The 23,545-nt window shown below is 75.1% G+C and carries 20 protein-coding genes; 9 read left to right on the top strand and 11 right to left on the bottom strand.

The features are described 5' to 3' along the window. Positions 1-48: 48 nt before the first annotated feature. The gene (locus J4709_RS30585; RefSeq protein ID WP_208245683.1) at positions 49-1,032 is read left to right on the top strand and encodes an ABC transporter ATP-binding protein; all 984 of its coding nucleotides are present in this window, start codon (positions 49-51) and stop codon (positions 1,030-1,032) included. Further along, entirely contained in the window at positions 1,029-1,868 is an 840-nt protein-coding gene (locus J4709_RS30580; RefSeq protein ID WP_208245676.1) for an ABC transporter permease, read from the top strand. The genes J4709_RS30585 and J4709_RS30580 overlap by 4 nt, the downstream gene beginning before the upstream one ends. A 71-nt stretch (positions 1,869-1,939) precedes the next feature. Here J4709_RS30580 and J4709_RS30575 read toward each other — a convergent pair whose 3' ends face one another. Continuing rightward, positions 1,940-2,596: an SRPBCC family protein gene (locus tag J4709_RS30575; RefSeq protein WP_208245674.1), complete on the bottom strand. Its 657-nt coding sequence runs from the start codon at positions 2,594-2,596 to the stop codon at positions 1,940-1,942. Positions 2,597-2,805: 209 nt separating this feature from the next. Between J4709_RS30575 and J4709_RS30570 the strand changes: the two genes are divergently transcribed. Further along, positions 2,806-3,651: a polysaccharide deacetylase family protein gene (locus tag J4709_RS30570; RefSeq protein WP_208245672.1), complete on the top strand. Its 846-nt coding sequence runs from the start codon at positions 2,806-2,808 to the stop codon at positions 3,649-3,651. Here J4709_RS30570 and cutA read toward each other — a convergent pair. The 5 genes from cutA to J4709_RS30545 all read right to left on the bottom strand — a co-directional run bounded on the left by cutA (position 3,597) and on the right by J4709_RS30545 (position 10,942). Then, positions 3,597-6,080 (bottom strand): aerobic carbon-monoxide dehydrogenase large subunit, encoded by a 2,484-nt coding sequence (gene cutA, locus J4709_RS30565; RefSeq protein ID WP_208245670.1) that lies wholly within the window; start codon positions 6,078-6,080, stop codon positions 3,597-3,599. The two genes, J4709_RS30570 and cutA, sit on opposite strands and share 55 nt — an antisense overlap. Next, positions 6,080-6,574, bottom strand: a complete 495-nt coding sequence (locus J4709_RS30560; RefSeq protein ID WP_208245669.1) for a (2Fe-2S)-binding protein — start codon at positions 6,572-6,574, stop codon at positions 6,080-6,082. Before J4709_RS30560 ends, cutA begins: the two co-directional genes overlap by 1 nt. After that, entirely contained in the window at positions 6,574-7,437 is an 864-nt protein-coding gene (locus J4709_RS55835) for an FAD binding domain-containing protein (RefSeq protein ID WP_208245667.1), read from the bottom strand. The genes J4709_RS30560 and J4709_RS55835 overlap by 1 nt, the downstream gene beginning before the upstream one ends. Next, positions 7,434-8,885, bottom strand: a complete 1,452-nt coding sequence (locus J4709_RS30550) for a uracil-xanthine permease family protein (RefSeq protein ID WP_208245665.1) — start codon at positions 8,883-8,885, stop codon at positions 7,434-7,436. The genes J4709_RS55835 and J4709_RS30550 overlap by 4 nt, the downstream gene beginning before the upstream one ends. A gap of 158 nt (positions 8,886-9,043) precedes the next feature. Beyond that, entirely contained in the window at positions 9,044-10,942 is a 1,899-nt protein-coding gene (locus tag J4709_RS30545; protein ID WP_208245663.1) for a PucR family transcriptional regulator, read from the bottom strand. Between the two features lie 212 nt (positions 10,943-11,154). Between J4709_RS30545 and J4709_RS55830 the strand changes: the two genes are divergently transcribed. Genes J4709_RS55830 through J4709_RS30525 form a run of 4 tightly spaced genes read left to right on the top strand, consistent with a single transcriptional unit; the run spans position 11,155 to position 15,864 of the window. After that, positions 11,155-12,081, top strand: a complete 927-nt coding sequence (locus J4709_RS55830) for an oxamate carbamoyltransferase subunit AllH family protein (protein ID WP_208245661.1) — start codon at positions 11,155-11,157, stop codon at positions 12,079-12,081. After that, the gene (locus J4709_RS30535; protein ID WP_208245659.1) at positions 12,078-13,520 is read left to right on the top strand and encodes an AllF/FdrA family protein; all 1,443 of its coding nucleotides are present in this window, start codon (positions 12,078-12,080) and stop codon (positions 13,518-13,520) included. The genes J4709_RS55830 and J4709_RS30535 overlap by 4 nt, the downstream gene beginning before the upstream one ends. Further along, positions 13,517-14,929 (top strand): YlbE family protein, encoded by a 1,413-nt coding sequence (locus J4709_RS30530; RefSeq protein ID WP_208245658.1) that lies wholly within the window; start codon positions 13,517-13,519, stop codon positions 14,927-14,929. Before J4709_RS30535 ends, J4709_RS30530 begins: the two co-directional genes overlap by 4 nt. A 29-nt stretch (positions 14,930-14,958) precedes the next feature. Further along, positions 14,959-15,864, top strand: a complete 906-nt coding sequence (locus J4709_RS30525; RefSeq protein ID WP_208245656.1) for an aldose 1-epimerase family protein — start codon at positions 14,959-14,961, stop codon at positions 15,862-15,864. A 315-nt stretch (positions 15,865-16,179) separates the two neighbouring features. Here the strand turns inward: J4709_RS30525 and J4709_RS30520 are convergent, their stop codons facing one another. Beyond that, entirely contained in the window at positions 16,180-17,787 is a 1,608-nt protein-coding gene (locus J4709_RS30520) for an MDR family MFS transporter (protein WP_208245654.1), read from the bottom strand. A 152-nt stretch (positions 17,788-17,939) separates the two neighbouring features. Between J4709_RS30520 and J4709_RS30515 the strand changes: the two genes are divergently transcribed. Beyond that, positions 17,940-19,151, top strand: coding sequence for a DUF6986 family protein (locus tag J4709_RS30515; RefSeq protein ID WP_208245652.1), 1,212 nt, complete (start codon positions 17,940-17,942; stop codon positions 19,149-19,151). Positions 19,152-19,164: 13 nt separating this feature from the next. Here the strand turns inward: J4709_RS30515 and J4709_RS30510 are convergent, their stop codons facing one another. Then, a complete protein-coding gene (locus J4709_RS30510; protein WP_208245650.1) occupies positions 19,165-20,043 on the bottom strand; it encodes a nitroreductase/quinone reductase family protein in 879 nt (292 codons plus the stop codon). A gap of 89 nt (positions 20,044-20,132) precedes the next feature. Between J4709_RS30510 and J4709_RS30505 the strand changes: the two genes are divergently transcribed. After that, on the top strand, positions 20,133-20,603 hold the full coding sequence (locus J4709_RS30505) for a MarR family winged helix-turn-helix transcriptional regulator (RefSeq protein ID WP_208245645.1): 471 nt from the start codon (positions 20,133-20,135) through the stop codon (positions 20,601-20,603). A gap of 19 nt (positions 20,604-20,622) precedes the next feature. Here J4709_RS30505 and J4709_RS30500 read toward each other — a convergent pair whose 3' ends face one another. The 3 genes from J4709_RS30500 to J4709_RS30490 are packed head-to-tail and all read right to left on the bottom strand — an operon-like array spanning position 20,623 to position 23,542. Then, positions 20,623-21,291, bottom strand: a complete 669-nt coding sequence (locus tag J4709_RS30500) for a nucleotidyltransferase family protein (RefSeq protein WP_208245644.1) — start codon at positions 21,289-21,291, stop codon at positions 20,623-20,625. 21 nt (positions 21,292-21,312) lie between these two features. Then, positions 21,313-22,434 (bottom strand): XdhC family protein, encoded by a 1,122-nt coding sequence (locus J4709_RS30495; protein ID WP_208245643.1) that lies wholly within the window; start codon positions 22,432-22,434, stop codon positions 21,313-21,315. Then, a complete protein-coding gene (locus tag J4709_RS30490; protein ID WP_307801661.1) occupies positions 22,415-23,542 on the bottom strand; it encodes a vWA domain-containing protein in 1,128 nt (375 codons plus the stop codon). Before J4709_RS30490 ends, J4709_RS30495 begins: the two co-directional genes overlap by 20 nt. Between the last annotated feature and the right edge of the window lie 3 nt (positions 23,543-23,545).

Here is a 23,545-nt window from a genome sequence, read left to right as displayed (position 1 = left end):
GCCCGCCGCCGCCGTTTCCGCGGGCGGTCCGTCCGGTATCAGACGTTCATGATCGAGGCGCGCGGGCTGACGAAGCGGTACGGCGACACCACCGCCGTCGACCGCGCCACCTTCGGCGTCGCGCCGGGCCGGGTGACCGGCTTCCTCGGCCCGAACGGCGCCGGCAAGACCACCACCATGCGGATGATCCTCGGCCTGGACCGCCCGACCGCCGGCGAGGTCACCGTGCACGGCCGCCGCTACCGCACGCTCGGCGCGCCGCTGCGCGAGGTCGGCGCGCTCCTGGACGCCCGCAACGTGCACGGCGGCCGCACCGCCTACAACCACCTGCTGTGCCTGGCCAAGAGCAACGCGATCCCGCGCCGGCGGGTGGACGAGGTGCTGGACCTCGTCGGGCTGGGGAGCGTCGCGAAGAAGCGGTCCAAGGGCTTCTCGCTCGGCATGGGGCAGCGGCTCGGCATCGCCGCCGCGCTGCTCGGCGACCCCGCCGTGCTGATGTTCGACGAGCCGGTGAACGGGCTCGACCCCGAGGGCATCCTGTGGATCCGCACGCTGATGCGGCGGCTCGCGCGGGAGGGCCGCACCGTGTTCGTCTCCAGCCACCTGATGTCGGAGATGGCGCTGACCGCCGAGCACCTCGTCGTCATCGGGCGGGGCCGCATCCTCGCCGACACCGGGATGGCCGAGTTCATCGGCGCGAACGCGACCAGCCACGTCCTCGTCCGGTCGCCGCAGCTCACCGAGCTGGCGCGGCTGCTGGCCGGGCCGGGGCGGCGGCTGGAGCCGGAGCCGGACGGGGCGCTGCGGGTGTACGGGGCGCCGGCGGCGCGGATCGGCGACGTCGCCGCCGAGCACGGGCTGCGGCTGCACGAGCTGGCGACCGTCCAGCCGTCCCTGGAGGAGGCGTTCATGCGGCTGACCGGCGAGACCGTCGAGTACCACGCCGGCGTCCCGGGCGCCCCCGACCCCGGCGGCGCTGTCCCGCCGGGGTCGGTGCCGCCGGGCGCGGCGGCTCCCGGGGCGGGCGGGTGACCGCCCCGGCGGCGGCGCCGGGAGCGGGGCCGGGGGCCGCGCCGCGCCGGGACGTCAGGCGCGTCCGGTTCGGGCACGTGCTGTCCTCGGAGTGGACGAAGATCGCCACGGTCCGGTCGACGTTCTGGACGCTGCTGGCCGGCGCGGTCGTGGTCATCGGGTTCTCCGCGCTGTGGGCGCTGGCGTTCACCGCGTCCTACGACCAGATGAGCGCCCGCGACCGGGCGACGTTCACCCCGATGCTGCCGACGCAGGTCGCCTACTACTTCGGCCTGGTCGTCTTCGGCGCGCTGGGCGTGCTGGTCATCACCGCCGAGCACGGCACCGGGATGATCAAGACGGCGCTGACCGCGGTGCCGCGGCGGGCCGCCTACCTGGCCGCCAAGACGGTGGTGCTGGGCGCGGTCGTGCTGGTGGTCGGGATCGTGGTGACGTTCGCGTCGTTCTACGCGGCGCAGGGCATCCTCGCCTCCAAGCACCTCGACGGGTCGATCGGCGACCCGGGGGTGCTGCGCGCGGTGATCGGCGGCGGCATCTACCTGGCGCTCGTCGCGATCCTCGCGCTCGGCATCGGGACGCTGCTGCGGCACACCGCGGGCTCCATCGTGCTGCTGTTCGTGGTGCTGTTCGTGCTCGGCATCGCGGGCGGGTTCCTGCCGAGCTCGTGGGGCGACACCGTGAACAAGTTCCTGCCGTCCAACGCGGGCGGCGCGATCCTCGACCCGGTGCACAAGTCCGGCTCGCTCGCCCCGTGGACGGGCCTCGGCGTGTTCGCGATCTACACCGCCGTCGTGTTCGCCGCCGCGCTGATCCTCTTCGAGCGCCGCGACGCCTGACCCGCCCGAACCCCGTTCACTTGCGGCGTGTCGGCCTTAAGAGCGCCGATATAAGGCCGACACGCCGCAAGTCAACGTCGGCGGCGGGCGAGGAGGTGGCCCAGCGCGACGCCGGCGAGGGCGACGGCGCCGCCGGCGAGGAACGCGGCGACCATCGGCGCTCCGGCCGCCCTGCCGGATAGAGCCGGTTCAGTGGCGGCGCGGCCCGGGAAGACCCGGCCGGTCGCCGGCTCTGCGGTGGAGGAGGACGCGGCCTGCGGGGCGGGCGACGGCGGCTCCGGCTCGGCGGGCGGCGCGGTCAGGTCGCGCTCGACAGCGGCGAAGAACTCGCCGGCCGTCCGCTTGGCGACGCCGCCGAGCATCCGCTGCCCGACACCGCCGATCATCCCGCCGACGACCGCGTCCGCGTCGTAGTCGACGCGGGTGGAGCCGCCGCCGTCCGTCAGCCGGACGCGGACCGTCGCGTCCACCGTCCCGGGCGCGCCCTGCCCCTGCGCGCGCAGCGTGAACGAGCGCGGCGGGTCCGGGTCTGCGAGCTCGACGCGTCCCACGTAGGTGCCCTGGACGGACGCGACGCCCGCCGTGACGGTCATGCGGTAGGCGTCGGGGCCGGTCTCCTCAAGGGAGCGGCATCCGGGGATCGTCCGGGCGAGCACGGCCGGGTCCTGGAGCGCGGCCCAGACGCGGGCGAGCGGCGCGGCGACGCTGGCACTGCCGGTGACCTGCATGTTCCGACTTTAGGGAATGCGAGCGCGGCTTCGAACGGCAACATGTGCCGAGTACACGCCGAGGATTGGGCAGATCCCCGGCGACGGCGCAGGGAAATGGTCAGATATGTCCGGCTGATACCGACGCGCGCGAACTCCGGGGCGTGCGGGCGCGTCAACCGAAGCGGAACGACGAGAACGACCCCCCAACCGAATGGAGTACGCGGCCGATGCGAGGGAAGACGCCCGTGATCGCGATGGTGACCGCCGGAGTCGTCGGCGCGGCCGCGGGCGGCTGGCCGGTGGTCCGGGCCGAGGCGGGCGGCGGCTCCGGGCCGTCCATGCGCACGCAGCTGTCCTCGGTGCTGGCCGACCAGCAGTGGCCGGCGCCGAAGCCCGGCAGCTGGACGCCGGCGAAGCCGTCCACCGACGGGCTGCCCGCGGTGGTCGACCACATCGACACCACCGAGCGCGTCGTGTTCCTCACGGCCGACGACGGCTACACCTACGACTCGGAGTTCGTGGACATCGTCCGCAAGGAGAAGGTCCCGATCATGACCTTCCTGACGACGACGTACCTGCGGGGGCAGGGCCAGTACTTCCTCGCGATGCGCAACGCGGGGTCGCCGATCGAGAACCACACGGTCACGCACCCGAACATGCCGACGCTCTCCCCCGAGGCGCAGAAGCGGCAGATCTGCGACTCCTCCGACGCGATCCAGCGCGAGTACGGCCGCCGCCCGCAGATCTTCCGGCCGCCGTTCGGCGCCTACAACCACGCGACGCGCGAGGTCTCCAAGGAGTGCGGCATCCGGTCGATCATCACCTGGACGGCGGAGTTCTACAACGGCACGACCGGGCCGGGCGTCGGCTTCAACGGGTTCGCGCGCGCCGACGGCGGCAAGGGGTTCAAACCGGGCGACATCATCCTCATGCACTACCGCAAGGGCCTGGCCGGGCAGCTGCGGATGATGCTGGGGTGGATCAAGCAGGCCGGGTTCCGGCCCGCCGCGCTGCAGAACTATCTGCCGCGCTCGCTCGGCGGCAACGCGCCGGACAAGCCCACCGCGAACTGACCGCCCGTCTCCGTTCCACCGTCGCGCGGCGCCTCCCGGACGCGCAGGCCCGGCTCGCCGGACGCCCGTTCGCGCAGCTCGTACAGGGCGTCCGGGGACAGCGGCATCGCCTCGACGCGCAGCCCCTCGGCGTCCTCGACCGCGGCGGCGATGACGGCCGACACCGGGATGACGCCGGCCTCCCCCGCGCCCTTGATGCCGAGCGGGTTCAGCGGTGACGGCGTCTCCAGGTGGTCGGTCTCGATGCGCGGGATCTCCGTCGCGTACGGCATGAGGAAGTCCATGAACGAGGCGTTGACGAGCTGGCCCGACTCGTCGTAGACCATCCGCTCGTAGAGCGCGCCGCCGACGCCCTGCGCGACGCCGCCGTGGATCTGCCCCTCCACGACCATCGGATTGACGAGCCTCCCGCAGTCGTGGACGACCGCGTACCGCAGGATCGCGATCTCGGCGGTGTCCGGGTCGGTCTCCACGATCGCGGCGTGCGCGCCGGCCGCGAACGTCGACCGGACGGGCGAGTAGTAGCCGCGCCCCTCCAGGCCCGGCTCGTCCCCTTCCGCGACGGGCGGCTCGGTGGGCGGACGGTCCACCGCGAACTGCGTCGCCGCGGCCGTCTCGTCGTCGAAGGCGTACCGCAGCGGGTTCGACAGCACCGCGACCGTCCGCAGCGGGACCGACGCCGACAGGTCGCCGCGGACGTGCACGGCCCCGTCGGTGATCTCCAGGTCGCGCGGGTCGGCCTCCAATGCCTCGCCCGCGATCCGCAGCGCCTTCTCGCGGACCTTCCGGCACGCCAGCGCGATCGCGTTGCCGCTCATCACCGCGGCGCGCGAAGCGAACGTGCCGACCGCGTACCCGAACCGCCGCGTGTCGCCCGTCGTGACGTGCACGTCCCGGATCGGGACGCCGAGCTCGGCGGCGGCGATCTGCGCGAACACGGTCTCGTGGCCCTGCCCCTGCGAGGTCAGCCCGGTCGACACGTGCACCCGCCCGGCGGTGTCGATCTCGACGTGCCCGCCCTCGTAGGGGCCGACGCCCGTCCCCTCGACGTACACGCCGAGGCCGATGCCGATGCGGCGGCCGCGGCGCGCGGCGGCCTCCCGCTCCGCCTCGAACCCGTCCCACCCGATCAGCTCGCGCGCCTTGCGCAGCAGCTCGGGGTAGTCGCCGGAGTCGTAGATCAGCGGGCGGCCGTCCTGGAACGTCAGGCCCTGGTCGTAGGGGAACTCGTCGGGCCGGATGAAGTTCGCGGCGCGCACGTCGGCGCGGTCGAGGCCGAGGTGGCGGGCGATGCGGTCCATCGTCCGCTCCATGCAGAACACGCCCTGCGGGCGGCCCGCGCCCCGGTACGGCGTGACGATGAGGGTGTTGGTGTAGAGGCTGACGACCTCCGCCCGGTACGCGCCGATCTTGTAGGGGCCGAGCAGCTGCGTGGACGTGACGATCGGGATGATGATCCCGTACGGGGTGTAGGCGCCGTGGTCGTGCAGGATCCGCACGTCCAGGCCGAGGACGCGGCCCGCGTCGTCGAACCCGACCCGGACGTCCTGGAGCTGGCCGCGCTCGTGGGCGGCGGCGACGAAGTGCTCGCGGCGGTCCTCGGTCCACTTGATCTCGCGGTCGAGGAGCCGCGCCGCCCACGGGACGAGCACCTCCTCCGGCCACGGATGCACGATCTTCACGCCGAACCCGCCGCCGACGTCCGGCGCGACGACCTCGACCTTCCCGTTCGGCAGGCCGAGCCGTGCGGCAATCGCGGCGCGCACGCTCGTCGACGCCTGCGTGGAGGAGTAGACGCGCAGCGACCCGTCGTCGGCGTCCCAGCGCGCGTACACGCCGCGCCCTTCCAGCGGCGTGGACGCCGAGCGCTCGATCGACAGCCGGAACTCCAGCTTGTGCGGCGCCGCGTCGATCGCCGCCGCCGCGTCGCCGGTCTCCTGGTGCAGGACGGCGCCGACGTTGCCGGGCACGTCGTCGTGGACGAGGTGCTCGGCGCGTTCGGCGTTCTCGATGCCGACGACGGCGGGCAGCGGCTCGTACTCGACGCGGATCCGCTCGGCGGCGTCCTCGGCGAGGTACCGGTCGCGGGCCACCACCATCACGACGGGTTCGCCGACGTGCCGGACCACGTCGCGGGCGAGGGGGTACCCGGTGCGGCCGTGCGTCAGCGCCGGGTGCGGGATGAGCAGCGGCAGCGGCTCGCCGACGCGCCCCGGCAGGTCTTCCCAGGTGTAGACGGCGACGAGGCCGTCCACGTCGAGCGCGCCGGACACGTCGACGTCGACGATGCGGGCGTGGGCGTGCGGGGACCGGACGAACGCGGCCGCGAGCGCGTCCCGCCCCAGGTCGTCGAGGTAGCGGCCCCGGCCGGTGAGGAGCCGGGCGTCCTCGCGGCGCTTCACCGGCTCGCCGAACACGCGCGTCCCCATCACGCCTCGCCCCCGGACTCGGCCAGCAGCTCCGCCGCGCGGTGCACCGACTTCACGATGTTCTGGTAGCCGGTGCAGCGGCACAGGTTCCCGGAGATGCCTTCGAGCACCTCGTCCTCCGTCGGGCGCGGCGTCTCGCGCAGCAGCGCGGTCACCGTGCACAGGAAGCCCGGCGTGCAGAAGCCGCACTGCAGGCCGTGGCATTCGCGGAACGCCCGCTGGACCGGCGACGGTGTTCCGTCCGGCGCGGCGAGGCCCTCGACGGTCGTGACGGCGTGCCCGGCGGCCGTCACCGCGAACGTCAGGCAGGACCGCACCGGGTCGCCGTCCATCAGCACCGTGCAGCAGCCGCAGACGCCGTGCTCGCAGCCGACGTGCGTGCCGGTCAGGCCGAGGTCGTGGCGCAGCAGGTCCGACAGCAGCCGGCGGGCCGGGACGCGCGCCGTGCGGTGCACCCCGTTGACCGTCAGCGCGATGTCGTGGAGATCCTCCATCAGTCCCGCGCCCTCCTCAAGGCCTCGGCCGCCGCCGTCGCCAGCGCCCGTTCGGTCAGTACCCCTGTCAGGTGCCGCCGGTAGCGGGCGCTCGCGTGGATGTCGGTCTCCGGGTCGATCCGCTCCCGGACGTACGCGGCGGCGGCCGGCCAGTCCCCGCGCGGCCCCGCCGCCTCGGTCAGGTCCAGCACCAGCGGCACCGGCGCGATGCCCAGGTAGCCGGCGCGGACGGCGCCGACCCGCAGGTCCTCGTCGAGCGTGACGACCGCCGCGACGCCCGACAGCGCGTAGTCGCCGTGCCGCCGCGCCATCTCGGTGAACGCCGACCCGGTCCGCGGCGGCGCGGCGGGAAAGAACGCGGCGACCGCCAGCTCCCCCGGCGCGAGCGCCGACTCCAGCGGCCCCTTGAAGAACTCCGCGGCCGGGATCGTCCGGCGGCCGCGCGCCGACGCCGCCTCCACCGTCCCGCCGAGGACCGCGAGCACGGCGGGCAGCTCGGCGGCCGGGTCGGCGTGCGCGAGACTCCCGACGACCGTCCCGCGGTTGCGGATCACGGGGTGCGCGACGTGCCGCAGCGCCCGGCCGAGCAGCGGCTGCACGGCCGCCGCCTCCACCGACCGCTCCACCCGCGCGTGCCGGGCCAGCGCGCCCGCCCGCACCCCCTCGTCGCCGACGTGCAGGACGTCCAGCTCGGCGACCCCGTTGATGTCGACCAGGTCCGGCGGCGCGGCGAGGCGCATGTTGAGCAGCGGGATGAGGCTCTGCCCGCCCGCCAGCACCTTGCCCTGCGGCGCGTCCGCGAGCATGCCGAGCGCCTCCCCGGCGGTGCGGGGCGCGTGGTGCCGGAACGGCGGCGGCTTCACGGCGCCCCGTCCTCACCGCCCGGGCGGACCGGCCCGCCGATCTCCCGCTCCCCCGGCGCGATGACGCCGCCGCCCGCCCCGTCCGGGCGGCGCACCGCGTTCAGCACGTGGTAGCCGAGCAGCACCGCGATCGTGCCGAGCGCGATGCCCTGCAGCGGGAAGTCACTGGTGATCTTCAGTGTCACGTTCCCGATCGCCAGGATGATCGCCGCCGCCACCGGGACGAGGTTCACCGGATCGCCGAAGTCCACCCGGTTCTCGATCCAGATCTTCGCGCCGAGCAGGCCGATCATCCCGTACAGCACCACGGTGATGCCGCCGAGCACCCCGCCCGGCGTCGCCGCGACCAGCGCCCCGAACTTCGGGCACAGCCCGAACAGCACCGCCACGACCGCCGCGACGTAGTACGCGGCCGTCGAGTAGATCCGGGTCGCGGCCATCACCCCGATGTTCTCGGCGTAGGTGGTGGTGGGCGAGCCGCCGACCGCGGTCGCCAGCACCGTGCCGACGCCGTCCGCGCCGATCGCGCGGCCGAGCACCGGGTTCAGGTCGTCGCCGGTCATCGCCGCCACCGCCTTGACGTGCCCGGTGTTCTCCGCGATCAGCGCGATGACCGGCGGCAGCGCCAGCAGGATCGCCGAGGTCTTGAAGTCCGGCGCGTGCGTGTGCGGGAACCCGAACCAGTCCGCCGCCTTCACCGCCGAGAAGTTCAGCCGGTCGTGCGGGAACGCCGTCGCGACGCAGAACGGGCCCTCCGCCGTGCACGCCTTCCCCGCCCCGTCCAGCAGGTTCTGCCCCGGCAGCACCGACGTGATCTCCCCGGCCGTCTTGTCCAGCACCCACGACAGGACGAACCCGAACACCAGCGCCAGCAGGATCGCGATCCGCGACCAGAACCCGCGCAGGATCACCGTGCAGAACACCGCGAAGCACAGCGTCGCCAGGGCCACCCACTGGTCCTGCGGCCAGTAGGTGTCCGCCACCACCGGCGCCAGGTTGAACCCGATCAGCATGACGACCGCGCCCGTCACCACCGGCGGGAACACCCGGTGGATGACCTCGCCGCCGAGGAAGTGCACGACCACGCCGATCACCAGCAGCAGCGCGCCCGCGACCAGGATCGCGCCGGTCACCCGCGCGCTGTCGCCGCCCGCCGCGCGGATCGCCGCGACCGCCCCGACGAACGAGGCGCTGGAGCCGAGGTAGCTCGGCACCCGGCCGCCGACGATCAGCAGGAACAGGATCGTCGCGAACCCCGACATCATGATGGACAGGTTCGGGTCGAGCCCCATCACCACCGGGAACACGAACGTCGCGCCGAACATCGCCACCACGTGCTGCGCGCCGATGCCCGCGGTGCGCGGCCACGACAGCCGCTCGCCCGGTCGGACGACCTCCCCGGGCGGCGGCGTGCGCCCGTCCCCGTGCAGCTTCCAGCCGATCCCCATCGGGGCCCCTCCCGCTCGCGTTGTCCGCCCGCCGGCACCCCGCCACCGGGCGGGCACGCGCTTGCGGGCAACGTAGATCTACCCGAGTGGGCGGGCATCGGCGACTTCTGCCGAAGTTCGGCGCGCCGTCCGGGCGGACCCGGACGGCGCCGCTACGCTCAGATACCGCGCATGCGCAGCACGTGCAGGGCGAGGGTGAGGTTGAGCCGCAGATGCGCGTCCTCGGTGAACGCCCCGAGCATCCGTTCCAGCTTGCCGATCCGGTACCGCAGCGTGTTGTAGTGGAAGTGCAGCCGGCGCGCCGTCTCGGCCACGTTCAGGTTGGTCTCCAGCAGCACCTGCAGGGTGCGGCGCAGGTCCACCAGCTCGGGCTCGTCGTCGCCCGCGAGCTCGCCGAGGGTCTCCCGGACGAACGCGTGCAGCTCCGCCGGGTCCGACACCAGGCTCAGCAGCCGGTAGACGCCGAGCTGGTCGAAGTGGGCCCGCGCGCCCGCGCCGTGCAGCTGCCGCCCGACCCGGACGGCCTTGACCGCCTGCTCGTAGGCCTCCGGCAGCTCCGCCGGGCGGGCCACCGTCCGGCTGACGCCGGTGGAGAACGTGCGGCGCACCGGCAGGTGCTCGGCGAACAGCGCCGCCGCCTCCTTCACCATCGCCTGCACGGGGCCCGCGGGCAGCTCGCCGGCGGCCGCCGTGCCGCCCGCGTCGGCGTCGTCCACGCCGACGATCGCGACGATCTCGTGCGCGAAGCTCGCGACCGCGGCGCCGCGGTCGTGCCGCCGCACGGCGGTGCTCCACGCCGCGGCCAGGCGCTCCTGCGCCGCCCGCTCCTCCGCGCCCCGCACGCCGCGCATCGCCGGGTCCGGGTCCGCTGCGCGCGCCCGCGCCGCGTCGGCGGCACGCGCGTCGCCGCCGCGCCGCTGCTCGGCGGACGCCCCGCGCCCGGAGTCGGCGCCGTGCTTGCGCGGCCGGCCCTCGTTCTCCGGGCTCGGCGACGGCGCCGGGACGGTCGCGCCCGCCGCGCCGGACGCGCCGCGCGGCCGCCCGTCCAGCTCCGCGACGACCACCATCACCGGGCGGTCCAGGTCCCAGCCGAACCCGCCGCAGTGCGCGACGACCCGGTCGTCGTCGCCGGCGCGGCCCGCGAGGATGTCGCGCAGGAAGTCGGCGCGGTACTTGCTCTCCACCGCCGCGACGGCCTGCTGCTTGGTCACCACCAGCGCCGCGACGGTCGCCGCCCGCTCCAGGATGCCGAGGTCGGAGCCGCGCAGCGTGCCCGCCGGGCTGAACGCGATGATCCGGCCGTGGTCGAAGCCGCCCGCGACCACCGGCACGACCAGGTGGTCGCCGGTGCCGTGCGCGCCGATGATGCCGCAGCCGCCGCGCCCGCACGCCGCGTGCCGGCCCGCGTCGAACGCCCGCATCGCCTGCACGTGCTCGTCCGGCCCGGCGCCCGCGAGCACCCGCTGCTCGCCGTCCAGCACCACGACCGCCACGTCCAGCAGCGTCGCCACCTCGTCGACGACCTCCTGCAGGCCGCCGCCGCACAGCACGATCTGCACGAGCGCCCGGTGCACCTCCTCGGTGCGGGCGAGGACGGCCGCCTGCCGGTTCAGGATGTCGGTGAGGACCTGGTTCAGGATGTCGTCGAAGCCGACGTCGTTGGGGAGCAGGATGAGCGGGAAGCCGCGCCGGTCCGCCTGAGCGATCATCTCGGCGGGCAGCGAGTCCAGGTAGCGGCCCAGCTTGATGGCCAGGGCCGCGAGGCCGCGCTCGTCCAGGTCGGCGACCAGGTTGTCCAGCGACTGCGGGGTGTTGCGGAGGGGGTAGCCGGTGGTCAGCAGCAGCTCGTTGGGTTTGACCCACGACAGGATGTCGGGGACCTCCATCACGTTGAGCCGCTGCACGACCCGGTCGAGTCCGGACCGTCCCGCGATGAGGCGTGCGCCGTTCAGGGTGCTGGCGCCGAGGACCTCGCCGACGGACAGTCCGTAGGTCAGTGTTCCGGTGCTCGCGAGCCGCAGGGCCGGTGGGCCCGGGTCCGCGCTGGTGTAACTCATGCCAGGGGTCACCTCGCCTTTTGGTGCGTACATCGCCGCGTGTGGCGATTTCGCTACCGGTTCCTGATCAACACTGACAACAAAGACGAACGATGACAACCATCCTTGGCAGCTTTCCCCATACGTCCGCCGGGAGGCCCGTTCTACCGTTTCCGCGGAGGCCGGGCCGCCCGCGATCCGGGCGGCAGCCGACACCGGCTTCGGGAGGATCCGTGACCGCACTCGTCCGCGACCCGATCCCGCTCCCGGCCCGTCCCGGACGGCGGCCGCCCGCCGCCGGCGCGGCGAGCCTGGCGCTGCGGCCGCTGCTGGACCCGCCCCGCCGCGCCGCACGGGTCATCGCGGTGTTCCCGTCCGCGCTGTACCTGGAGACCCGCGGCGGCCCCGAGCCGCGCGTGCTGGCCGTCGTCACCTGCGACGCGGTGCGGCTGCCGAACGCCGTGGTGGTCGCCGCCGAACGCCGCGAGCAGCCGTTCCGGTCCGTCCGCGAGGGCGACGAGGCGACGGTCGGCGACGGCCGGGTGGAGGCCGGCGCGCTGTGCGTGCGGGTGCGCCGCTGGTGGGACCCGACTCCCGCGCTCGGCCGGATCCAGCCCGCCGCGCTCGCCCGCGGCGTCGCCGTGCTGGAGGACGCGTTCGTCGCCGCCGGGATGGCGGGCGGCGGGCTCGCCGGGCACCCCGACCCGCTGGCGCTCGCCGAGTGCTGCGCCGCCGGCGACCTCGCGGGCGCCGTGGAGGCCGCCGAGCGGATCGTCGGCCTCGGGCCCGGCCTGACGCCGAGCGGCGACGACATCCTGTGCGGCCTGCTGGTGTCGCTGCGGCTGGTCGGCGGCGCCGCGCGCGGCGGCGAGGCCGCGGTGCGGCTCGCCGACTGGCTCGGCGCGGCCGTCACCGCGGACGCCGGCACCCGCACGACCGCGCTGGCCGCGACGCTGCTGCACTGCGCGGCCGAGGGCGGCGCCGGCGGCGAGATCGCCGCGGTGCTGCGCTGCGTCGCCGGGCAGGAGCCGCCGTCCGCGGCCGTCCGGCGGCTGCTGGCGATCGGCCACACCTCCGGCACCGACCTGGCGTGGGGTGTCCTCGCCGGCTGCCGCGCCACCCTCGCCCTCACCTCCCCCGGCCAGCGCCGTACGGCATGAGCGCCGACTGGGTCGAGGTGCGGCGGGGGGGTTACCGCGATTCGGTCACCCTGATGCGGGTGAGCCGCCTGCTGGCGGAGCGGCCGGACGTCGCGGCCGCGATGGCGGCGATGGGCACGGACTCGAACCTGGAGCTGCTCGCGCGGATGGGGTTCGCGGTGCCGGCCGGCGCCGGCCCCGCGGACCTGGTCGTCGCGATCCGCGCCGAGGACGGCGGGCTCGGCGCGGCGCGCGAGGCGGTGGACGTCCTGCTCGCCGAGGCCGCGCGCCCGCCGGACGGCGGCGGGGTGCTCGGCGCGCCGCCCGCGCCCCGTACGACGGCGTCCGCCGCGGCGCGCGGCGAGGCGTCGGTGGCGCTCGTGTCGGTGCCGGGCCCGCACGTGTTCCCCGAGGCGATGGACGCGCTGGACGCCGGCCTCAACGTGATGGTCTTCAGCGACAACGTGCCGGTGGCGCAGGAGATCGCGCTGAAGGAGGCGGCGGCGCGGCGCGGGCTGATCGTGATGGGCCCGGACTGCGGGACGGCCGTCGTCGGCGGCGCGGGCCTCGGGTTCGCCAACGCGGTCCGGCCGGGCCCGGTCGGCGTGGTCGCGGCGTCCGGCACGGGCGCGCAGCAGGTGATGTGCCTGCTGGACGCGGCGGGCGCGGGCGTCCGGCACGTCCTCGGGGTCGGCGGGCGGGACCTGTCGCCGGAGGTCAGCGGCCGGTCTGCGCTGTCGGCGCTGGCCGCCCTCGACGCCGACCCGGGCGCCGAGCTGATCGTGCTGGTGTCCAAGCCGCCCGCGCCGCAGGTCGCGGACCTGATCCGGGAGGCGGCGCGGCGGCTGGACACCCCGGTGGTGTTCGCGCTGCCGGCGCCCGGCGAGGACGACCTGACGCAGGCGGTGGAGAAGGCGCTGAAGGCGCTCGGGCTGACCGTCCCGCAGTGGCCGCGGTGGGACCCGCCGGAGCCCGCGCGGGTACCGGCGGGGCGCGCGCTGCGCGGCCTGTTCGCGGGCGGGACGCTGCGCGACGAGGCCGAGATGATCGCGCGGGAAGCGCTCGGCTGGGACCTGCAGGCGCGCGGCCACCGGTTCACCGACTTCGGCGACGACGCCTACACCCGCGGCCGCGCGCACCCGATGATCGACCCGACGCTGCGGCTGGAGGCCCTCGCCCGCGAGGCGGCGGACGCGGCGTGCGGGGTGCTGCTGCTCGACGTGGTGCTCGGCCACGGCGCCGAGCCGGACCCGGCCGCGTCGCTGGCGCCGGCCGTCGCCGCCGCGCTGCGGGACCGTTCCGGCCTCGCCGCGGTGGTGTCGCTGTGCGGGACGCCGGCCGACCCGCAGGGCCGCGACCGGCAGGCGGAGGCGCTGCGGGACGCGGGCGCCGCGGTGTTCGCCTCGAACGCGCAGGCGGCGCGGCACGCGGTCGCGCTGGTGGAGGGGGTGCCCGGATGACGGACGCGCGGCCGCCGCTCGGCGGGCTGCTCACGCGGGACCCGCGGGTCGTCGCGGCGGGCGTGGACGTGCTCGCGGACGCGCTCGCGGACCAGGCCGTCCCCGTGGAGCGGGTCGACTGGCGTCCGCCGCCGCCCGGGACGGAGGCGGCGCTCGCGGCGGTCCTCGGCGACCCCGGGCACGCGGACGCGAACGCCGAGGCGGTGCAGCGGATGACGACCGCGCGCCCGCACCTGGTGGACGTCCGCCCGGCGAGCGAGGTGCTCGGCCTGGACCGGGGGACGTTCCTGCACGCGGGCCCGCCGCTGGAATGGGACCGGGCGTCCGGTCCGATGCGCGGCGCGCTGATCGGCGCGATGATGCTCGAAGGGCTCGCGGAGACGCCGCGCGGCGCCGAGCGGGAGCTGGAGCGCGGCGCGGCCGTCCTGGAGCCGTGCCACCACCACGGCGCGGTCGGCCCGATGGCGGGCGTGGTCTCCCCGTCGATGTGGATGCTGGTCGTCGAGGACGCCGAGCACGGCGGGACCGCCTGCTGCTCGCTGAACGAGGGCCTCGGGAAGGTGCTGCGGTACGGGGCGTACGGGCCGGAGGTGATCGAGCGGCTCACCTGGATGGGCGAGGTGCTCGGCCCGGCGCTCCGCGCGGCCGTCCGCCGGCACGGCCCCCTCGACCTGATGTCGGTGATCGCGCAGGCGCTGCAGATGGGCGACGAGCTGCACAACCGCAACCGGGCGGCGACGTCGCTGCTGCTCCGGGAACTGGCGCCGGACCTCGCCGCCGCCGACGAGGTGCCGCGCGACCGGGTCGCCGAAGTGCTCCGGTTCGCCGCCGGCAACGACCACTTCTTCCTCAACGCCGGGATGGCGGCGTCGAAGGCGTGCGCGGACGCGGCGCGGAACGTCCCCGGGTCGAGCATGGTCGTGGCGATGTCCCGCAACGGCACCGACTTCGGCATCCAGGTGTCGGGGACCGGCGACCGCTGGTTCACCGGCCCCGCCGGCGTGCCCGACGGCCTCTACCTCGGCGGCTACGGCCCCGGCGACGCCAACCCCGACATCGGCGACTCGGCGATCACCGAGACCGCCGGGACCGGCGGGTTCGCGCTGGCCGCCGCGCCGGCGATCGTCCGGTTCGTCGGCGGCGAGGTGCCGGACGCGGTCGCCGCGACGCAGCGCATGTACGAGATCACCCTCGCCGAGCACCCGGTGCTGCAGATCCCGCTGCTGTCGTTCCGCGGCACCCCCGCCGGCATCGACGTGACGCGCGTCGTGCGGACCGGGATCCTGCCCGTCATCGACACCGGGATCGCCGGCCGGGAGGCCGGCACCGGCCAGGTCGGCGCCGGGATCGTCGAACCGCCGTCGAACGTGTTCACCGCCGCCCTGCACGCCCTCGCGGAGATCGCGTAGCGGGCCCGGCAGGGGGTACCGTCCGGGGCATGACCGAGTCGATCACCGGAGAGCAGTACGCCATCGGCGCCGGCCCCTACCGGGCCGTCATCACCGAGTCGGGCGCGAGCCTGCGCGAGCTGACGCACGAGGGGCGGCCGCTGGTGCTGTCGCACGGCGCGGACGAGCCCGCGCCCGCCGCGTTCGGGCACCTGCTGGTCCCGTGGCCGAACCGCGTCGACCGCGGCCGCTACACCTACGGCGGATCGTCCTACCAGCTGGACGTCTCCGAGCCCGACCTGGACTGCGCGATCCACGGGCTCGTCCGGTGGGCGGCGTGGCGGGTCGCCGAACACACCGCGGACCGGGTCCGGCTGACGCACCGGCTGCTCGGCACCCCCGGCTACCCGTTCCGCCTCGACCTGGAGGCCGAGTTCGCCCTCGACGCGGCGGACGGCCTGCGCGTCCGGATGACCGCGGTCAACACCGGGACCAAGACCGCGCCGTACGGGCACGGCGCCCACCCCTACCTCACGGTCGGCGTGCCGATCGACGAGTGCCACGTGACGCTGCGCGCCGACCGGTACATCCCGGTGAACGACCGGATGATCCCGGTCGGCGGCGACGCCGACGTCGCCGGCACCGACCACGACCTGCGCGACGGGCCGCTGCTCGGCGCGCGGAGGATCGACAACGCGTTCGCCGGGGTGCACCGCGACGAGGCCGGCCTCTCCTGGGTGACGCTCGCCGGCAACGGCCGGACCGTCCGGCTGTGGGCCGACGACGCGCACCCCTGGATGGAGATCTACACCGCCGACAACGCCCCGAACCCGCGCGAGGGCCTCGGCGTCGAGCCGATGACCTGCCCGCCCAACGCGTTCGCGTCAGGCGAGGGCCTAGTCGACCTCAAGCCCGGCGAAACCTTCACCGGCACCTGGGGCATCCACCAGGCCTGACCCACCACGAGCAGGCCCGCACCCCCACCAGCCCCGGAGGCTTGAACCTCAGCGCCCGTCCCTCGCAACGGGGGTTCCAGGGGGTCGCCCCCTGGGCAAAAGGGCAGGCACGCGCTGCGAGCATGCCCGCACCCCCAGCCCAGCCCGGGAGGGTTGAAGCCCAGCCACCGCCCACGGGCAGGCACGCGGAGCGAGTGCAGCGAGCGGAGCGGGCTTGCCCGACGACGGAGGAGGCGTTTCGCGCGGAGCGCTAGCGGAGCGGGAAACGCCTCCTCCGTCGCAACGGGGGGTTCCAGGGGGGTCGTCCCCCCTGGGCTAACCAGCCGATTCGGCGGCGGGGACCGTGTCCGCGGCGGGCGCGGCGTCCGCGGCGGCGGTCTCGCCCTTGGCCGGGGGCTTGGGGGCCGGGCCGCTGCCCCGCAGCGGCACCTCCTTGATGAACCACGCGACGACGAACGCGATCGCCGCCAGCACCGTCCCGCCGATGGCGATGCCGTGCACGCCGCTGGTGACGCCCGCCTCGAACGCGTTGCGGACGGTCTCGGGGAGCTTCTTCAGCATCTCGGGGGTGACGTGCTGGCCGCCGGAGGCGAGCTTGTGCGCGACGTCCGGCGGGAGCTTGCGGACGAGCTCGTCCTCGAACCGGTTGTTGTAGATCGAGCCGAGCAGCGCCACGCCCAGCGAGCCGCCGATGGTGCGGAACAGCGTGACCGACCCGCTGGCCGAGCCCATGTCGCGCAGCTCGACGCTGTTCTGGGTGACCAGCATCGTGTTCTGCATGATCAGGCCCATCCCGAGGCCGACGCCCATGGTGAGGAACGAGCTGGTGAGCGTGCTGGTGTCCACCTTCAGCATCAGCAGGAGCAGCATCCCGCCGGTCAGCACCGCGCCGCCGATGATCGGGTAGTGCCGGTAGCGGCCGGTGCGGGTGATGAGCTGGCCGCTGATCAGCATCATCGCGAGCATGCCGAACATCAGCGGGAGGAGCAGCAGGCCGCTGGTGGTGGGGCTCGCGCCCTGGACGGTCTGCATGTAGAGCGGCAGGTAGTTCACGGCGCCGAACATCGCGGCGCCGACCATGAAGCTGAGGATCTGCGCGGCGGTGAAGTTGCGGCTGCGGAACAGCCGCGGCGGCAGGATCGGCTCGGGCACCTTGGTCTCGGCGAACACGAAGACGATGAGCGCGACGACGCCGACGACGCCGAGCGCGATGATCCGCGCGGAGCCCCACGGGTACTGCGAGCCGCCCCAGCTGGCGACCAGCGTGACGCAGACGATGCCGATGGTCAGCAGGGTCGCGCCGACGTAGTCGATGCGGGCCTTGATGCGGGCGGTGTGCAGCCGCATCCCGAACGCGATGACCAGCAGCGCGACGGCGCCGATGGGCACGTTGACGTAGAACGCCCAGCGCCAGCTGAAGTGGTCGGTAAGGAAGCCGCCGAGCAGCGGCCCGCCGACGAACGCGACGGGCATCATCGCGCCGATCAGGCCCTGGAAGCGGCCGCGCTCGCGGGGCGGCACCAGGTCGCCGATGATCGACATGGCGCCGACCATCAGGCCGCCGGCGCCGAGGCCCTGCAGCGCGCGGAAGCCGATCAGCTCGCCCATGTTCTGCGACAGCCCGGACAGCATCGACCCGGCGAGGAACACCACGATCGAGGTCATGAACATGCCCTTGCGGCCGTACAGGTCGCCGAGCTTGCCCCAGATGGGGGTGGCGGCGGCGGTGGCGAGCGTGTACGCGGTCACCACCCACGACAGGTGCTCCAGCCCGCCGAGGTCGCCGACGATCGTGGGCAGCGCGGTGCCGACGATCAGGTTGTCGAGCATCGCCAGGAACATTCCGAGCATCAGCCCGAAGATGGCGATGTAGATCTGCCGGGTGCTGAGCGCCGGGCGCTCCGCCGTCCCGTGTTCGGTCATGGTCACCTTCCCCTGAGGTCCCGTGACACGGAACCACTTACTTGCCGCCCGGCTAGTTATAGTAGCCCCAATCCGGAGGAACCGGTCCGAGTCCCCGGGGCCGGAAGCGGCGGCTCCTGACAATCGCCCTGATCTTGGGGGATCATGGCGGGGTGAACTTCAGCGTCTCCTCGTTCGACGACCTGTCCGCGCGCATCGCCGCCGTCCGCGACGAGCACCGCGAGCGCTTCCCCGGCGGCGCCGACGGCCGCCAGCCGGTGCACACCGTCTACGTGCCGGCCGACCGCTTCTCCCGCTCGACGCCCGCCGACTTCGGCGCGGAGGCGCTGCGCCTGCTGAACACCCACACCCCCGGCGCCGGGTCGTTCGGCGCCGCGTTCGGGCTCGACCCGGAGCTGGCCGGCCCGGTCCGCGAGCGGGTCGCCGCCAAGCTCGCCCGCGAGCCGATCGAGGACGTGCGGATCGACTTCGAGGACGGCTACGGCGTGCGCCCCGACGACGAGGAGGACGCGCACATCGCCCAGGTCGTCGAGGCCGTCGCCGCCGCGTACCAGGTCAAGGGGCTGCCGCACTACTGGGGCGTGCGGGTCAAGTCGTTCGCCGACGGCGGCCACGACCGCGCGATGCGCACCCTCGACGGGTTCCTCACCGCGCTGCGCGACCGGCTCGGCCGGCTGCCCGGCGGGTTCACCATCACCTTCCCCAAGGTCGTCGCGGCCGAGCACGTCGCGCTGTTCGTCGAGTACCTGGACCGGCTGGAGACGGCGCTCGGGCTGCCGTCCGGCATCCTGCGCTTCGAGGTGCAGGTGGAGACCACCGAGGCGATCTTCGACCCGGACGGCCGGGTCGCGCTGCCCGCCATCGCGGCCGCCGCCGGCGGCCGGCTCACCGCCGCGCACTTCGGCGTGTTCGACTACACAGCCGCGCTCGGCCTGCCGCCGGAGGAGCAGCGCCTCGACCACCCCGCCTGCGACTTCGCGCGGCACGTCATGCAGGTCGCGTTCGCCGGCACCGGCGTGCGGCTGTCGGACGGCTCGTCCAACGTGATCCCGCGCAACGACGGCCCGGACGAGGTCAACGCGACCTGGCAGGCGCACGCCGCGCAGGTCGCGCACTCCCTGCGGCACGGCTTCTACCAGGGCTGGGACCTGCATCCCGCGCACCTGCCGAGCCGCTACGCGGCCGTGTACGCCTTCCACCTGACCGGCGCCGACGAGGTGATCGGCCGGGTCCGCGCCTGGCACGACCAGGCCGCTGCGGGGGGCGTGCTGGACGAGCCCGCGACGATCCGCGCGCTCACCGACCGGCTGCGCCGCGCCGTCGACTGCGGCGCCCTCGACGAGAGCGTCCTGCCCGCGCCCTAGCCGCGCCCGGCTCCTAACCGCGCCCGGGGCCCGTGCGCCAGACCGGGCCGATGGCGTTGAGGACGGCGCCGAGCTGCTCCTCCTCGTAGGCGAAGTGCGCGTCCAGCTCGGCGGTGATGCGGTCGAGTTCCGCGCGCACACGGCCGGGGTCGGCGGAGCCGAGGTCGTCCACCATCGCCTGGAGTTCCTTGCGGGCGGCGGTCACCTCGGCGTGCTCGCGGCGCAGCCGCTCGACGACCGGAGCGAGGCCGGGGAACTGCTCCTCCAGGCGCGGGAACGCGCGCCCCTCCTCGTTGTCGTGGTGCTCGCCGAGCACGTCGCACACCGAGACGCAGTGCTCGCGCAGCTGTCCCCGCAGGTCGGACAGCGGAGCGGGACGTCCGTCGAGGACGGCGAGGACGGCCTCGCGGAGCCCGGCGAGTTGCGCGCGCAGGTCGTTGTGGATCTGCACGAGCTCGTCACCGAGCGCCCACGCACGTCCGTCCAGGTGGGCGCGGTGCAGGGCGACGACCGGGATGACGCGCGACGTCTTGCGCTGGTACTCGCCGAAGACGGGGACGAGTTCGGCCCGCAGCGCGTAGAGGCGGTCGCGCTCCTCCCCCTCGACGGGGAGCGCCACGCCCTCGAACGTCTCCGTCCCGGCCTCGACGGTGACGCGCGGGTCGGCGCGGACGTTGTGGTACCAGGCGGGATGCCGGTCGGCGCCGGCGTTGGAGCCGAACACCAGCAGCCGGTCGCCGTCGCGCATGTACCCGAGCGGCGTGGTGTGCCGCCTGCCGGTCCGGGCGCCGGTGCTGGTCATCAGCAGCAGGTCGGCGCCCTCGAACGGGCCGCCGACCACGCCGCCGTTCGCCCGGAACTCCTCGATGATCGCGTCGTTCCACTCGCTCATGGGCCGGTCTCCTATCCTGGGGGCACGGACGAGACTTTGCTTTGCAAGCAAAGTCTTTTGAAGAGCAAAGCTATTTTGGACGCAGAGGCATGTCAACCGAAGAGAGCGCGGGACCCGGCGTCGACGACGGCGTCCGGACGATGCTGCTGCTGATGCCGCGGCTGGTGTCGGCGGCCAAGCGGATCCGGGTGCCGGACGAGCTGGCGGGGTTCGACCTCGCGCCGCGCCACCTGTCGCTGCTGGCCTACCTGCTGTTCGACGGCCCGATGAGCGTCAACGCGCTGGCCGCGCGGCTGGAGGTCGCGCCCGCCACCGTCAGCCTGATGGTCGGCGACCTCAGCCGGCAGGGCATCCTGGAGCGCCGCGAGGACCCCGGCGACCGGCGCCGCACCATCGTCAGCGTCGCCGCCGAGCACCTGCCCGCGATCAACGGGTGGCTCGGCCAGGGCGCGGGCGCCTGGCGCACCGCCCTCGAACCGCTGACCCCCGCGCAGCGCAGGCTCTTCGTCGACACCCTGCTCGCCTACGAGCGCGCCGTCACCGAGGCCCGCTCCCGCTGACCGCACGACACGCCGCGGGTCAACGATCCGGGCCGGTGAACGCGGCGAGGTCCTCGGGGGTGTCGATGTCGTCCGGGGACGCCACGTCGTCGCACGGGACGCGCGTCACCAGCTCGGGGTGGGCCCGCAGGAAACCGCGGGCGCCCATGTCGCCGACGGCCGCCTCCGCGACCGCGGCGAAGTGCTCGGCGCGCAGCAGCACGGGGTTGCGGGGCGCGCCGCCGTACGCCGCGGCGGCGATCTCCGCGCCCGCGTCGTAGGCCGCGACGAGCCGGCCGATCGCGGCGGCGGTGACCCGCGGCTGGTCGACGAGCGCGACGACCACGGCGGGGCAGCCGGGCGGCAGCGCGGCGAGCCCGGCGCGCAGCGACGAGCCCATCCCGTCCCGCCAGTCCGGGTTCGGCACCACGACCGCGCCGATCACCTCGACCTGCGCGGCGCCCGCGACCACCAGCACCGGGGCGCAGCCGCCGTCGTGCAGCGCCCGCACGCCCCGGTCGACGAGGCGCTCGCCGTCCAGCTCCACCAGCGCCTTCGGGCGGCCGAGCCGGCTGCCCTCCCCCGCGGCGAGCAGCAGGCCGGCCGGCGGCGCGGCCCCGTGCCGGCTCAGCTCCGTCGCCCCGCCCGGCTCCTCCGGCTCCCCCGGCCGGTTCGGCTCCTCCGGACGACCCACCTCGTTCGCGGTCATCCGCCGAGGGTAGCCCGCGGGTCAGCCGGCGGCGTGGATCCTGCCGCGGGTGTCGGTCAGCGGCCGCCCGGACCCGCCCCAGCGCAGCTGGACCAGCTCCGCCGCGATCGACACCGCCGTCTCCTCCGGCGTCCGCGCGCCGAGGTCCAGCCCGATCGGCGAGCGCAGCCGCGCCAGCTCGGCGTCGGTGAGGCCCGCCTCGCGCAGCCGGTCGAGCCGGTCGTCATGGGTGCGGCGCGACCCCATCGCGCCGACGTACCCGGCGCGCGTCCGCAGCGCCACCTCCAGCAGCGGCACGTCGAACTTCGGGTCGTGGGTGAGGACGGTGATCGCGGTCCGCTCGTCGATCGCGGCGCCGGACTCCTCCAGGTACTTGTGCGGCCACTTCACCACGACCTCGTCGGCGTCGGGGAACCGCTTCGGCGTCGCGAACACCGGGCGGGCGTCGCAGACCGTCACGTGGTAGCCGAGGAACTTGCCGACCCGCGCCACCGCCGCCGCGAAGTCGATCGCGCCGAACACCAGCAGCCGCGGCGGCGGCGCGAACGAGTGCACGAACACCGCCAGGTCGTCGAGCCGCCGCTCCCCCTCGCGGCCGTAGTGCCGCTGCCCGGTGAGGCCCTGCGCGAGCATGCCGCGCGCGTCGTCGTCGACCGCCGCGTCCAGCCGCGCCGCGTGCGGCTCGCCCGGCGCGAGCGAGCCCGCCGCCCGGTCCCGCCAGACGACGCGGCGCGCGCCGATCCGCCCCGGCCCGGCGACGACCGTCGCGACCGCCACCGGCTCGCGCGCCCGGATCGCCGCCGCGACGTCCGCGAACTGCGGGAACGTCGCGGGGCCGACCGGCTCGACCAGCACGTCCAGGATCCCGCCGCAGGTCAGCCCGACCGCGAACGCGTCGTCGTCGCTCACCCCGTACCGCTGCACGACCGGCTCCCCGCTCGCCAGCACCGACTGCGCCAGCTCGTACACCGCGCCCTCGACGCAGCCGCCCGACACGCTGCCGGCGACCTCGCCGTCCGCCGACACCGCCATCGCGGCGCCCGCCGGGCGCGGCGCGCTGCGGAAGGTGTTCACCACCGTCGCCAGCCCGAACGTCTCCCCCGCCGCGTACCAGCCGGCGATGTCATCCAGCACGTCGCGCATGCGCCCGCCCCTTTCCGGTGTCGGCGATCAGCCGCGCCAGCCCCTCCAGGGCCGCGAGGCTGTGGCCGGAGGTGAAGTCGTCGATGTGCGGGAGCGCCGCCGCCATCCCCGCGGTGAGCGGCTCGTACCCCGGACGCGCCTTGTGCGGGTTCGCCCAGACCACCCGGTGCGCGAGCCGCCGCAGCCGGGCCATCTGCTCGCCGAGCAGCGCCGCGTCGCCGCGCTCCCAGCCGTCGGAGGCCACCACGACGACCGCGCCGCGCGCGAGGCCCCGCTGCCCGAACCGGTCGAGGAACTCCTTCAGCTCCTCGCCGAGCCGGGTGCCGCCGGACCAGTCCGGGATCGCGGCGGACGCCGCCGCCATCGCCGCGTCCGCGTCCCGGTGCCGCAGCTCGCGGGTGAGCCGGGTCAGCCGCGTCCCGGCGCTGAACACCTCCACGTCCCGGCCGCCGGAGCGGGCCGCGGCGTGCGCGAACCGCAGCAGCGCGTCCGCGTACGGGCTCATCGACCCGCTGACGTCGACGAGCAGCACGACGCGGCGCGGCCGGGTGCGGTGCGCGCGGTGCCGCAGCAGCGACGTCTCGCCGCCGCGCCGCAGCGTCTCCCGGACGGTCCGGGCCGGGTCGAGGCGGCCCGACGGCGCGGGCGCGAACCGGCGCGACCGGCGGCGCTCGGCGCCCGCGTCCAGCACCGCGATCAGCCGCGCGACCTCGGCGCGCTCGGCGGCGGTGAGGCGCGCGACGTCCCGGTCGCGCAGCACCTCGATCGCGCTGGCGGTCGCCGCCTTCAGCTCGCCCTCGTCCTCGCCGCCGGCGCCGCCCGCCGGTTCGGCGACCGTCGTGCGGCGCACCACCACGGGCTGCGGGCGGCGCGCCTGGCGGGCCGTCGCGCCGGAGAAGTACGCGGCGAAGCAGCGGTCGTAGCGGGCGAGGTCGTCGGGGTCGGCGCACAGCGTCAGCCGGCCCGCCCAGTACACCTCCGCGGGGTCGAGGACGTCGAGGTGGTCGAGCGCGCCGAGCATGGCCTGGACGCGCTCGGGGTCGGCGGTGCCGCCGGCGGCGCGCAGCGTCCTGGCGAACCCGACCATCGTCTCGATGACGTCGCGCACCGC

Source organism: Actinomadura violacea, from assembly GCF_017573465.1.
GTDB classification, from domain to species: Bacteria; Actinomycetota; Actinomycetes; order Streptosporangiales; family Streptosporangiaceae; genus Spirillospora; species Spirillospora violacea.
Note: the sequence above shows the minus strand (reverse complement) of the source record. Positions and strands in the feature narration are given on the sequence as shown.

Bases quoted from the DNA above. Each gene is read 5' to 3' on its own strand.
- J4709_RS30545 (WP_208245663.1), bottom strand. From the start codon at position 10,942: ATGAGTTACACCAGCGCGGACCCGGGCCCACCGGCCCTGCGGCTCGCG.
- J4709_RS30525 (WP_208245656.1), top strand. From the start codon at position 14,959: ATGACCGAGTCGATCACCGGAGAGCAGTACGCCATCGGCGCCGGCCCC.
- J4709_RS30535 (WP_208245659.1), top strand. From the start codon at position 12,078: ATGAGCGCCGACTGGGTCGAGGTGCGGCGGGGGGGTTACCGCGATTCG.
- J4709_RS30520 (WP_208245654.1), bottom strand. From the start codon at position 17,787: ATGACCGAACACGGGACGGCGGAGCGCCCGGCGCTCAGCACCCGGCAG.
- J4709_RS30500 (WP_208245644.1), bottom strand. From the start codon at position 21,291: ATGACCGCGAACGAGGTGGGTCGTCCGGAGGAGCCGAACCGGCCGGGG.
- cutA (WP_208245670.1), bottom strand. From the start codon at position 6,080: ATGGGGACGCGCGTGTTCGGCGAGCCGGTGAAGCGCCGCGAGGACGCC.
- J4709_RS30575 (WP_208245674.1), bottom strand. From the start codon at position 2,596: ATGCAGGTCACCGGCAGTGCCAGCGTCGCCGCGCCGCTCGCCCGCGTC.
- J4709_RS30505 (WP_208245645.1), top strand. From the start codon at position 20,133: ATGTCAACCGAAGAGAGCGCGGGACCCGGCGTCGACGACGGCGTCCGG.
- J4709_RS30550 (WP_208245665.1), bottom strand. From the start codon at position 8,885: ATGGGGATCGGCTGGAAGCTGCACGGGGACGGGCGCACGCCGCCGCCC.
- J4709_RS30510 (WP_208245650.1), bottom strand. From the start codon at position 20,043: ATGAGCGAGTGGAACGACGCGATCATCGAGGAGTTCCGGGCGAACGGC.
- J4709_RS30560 (WP_208245669.1), bottom strand. From the start codon at position 6,574: ATGGAGGATCTCCACGACATCGCGCTGACGGTCAACGGGGTGCACCGC.
- J4709_RS30495 (WP_208245643.1), bottom strand. From the start codon at position 22,434: ATGCGCGACGTGCTGGATGACATCGCCGGCTGGTACGCGGCGGGGGAG.
- J4709_RS30530 (WP_208245658.1), top strand. From the start codon at position 13,517: ATGACGGACGCGCGGCCGCCGCTCGGCGGGCTGCTCACGCGGGACCCG.
- J4709_RS30585 (WP_208245683.1), top strand. From the start codon at position 49: ATGATCGAGGCGCGCGGGCTGACGAAGCGGTACGGCGACACCACCGCC.
- J4709_RS30570 (WP_208245672.1), top strand. From the start codon at position 2,806: ATGCGAGGGAAGACGCCCGTGATCGCGATGGTGACCGCCGGAGTCGTC.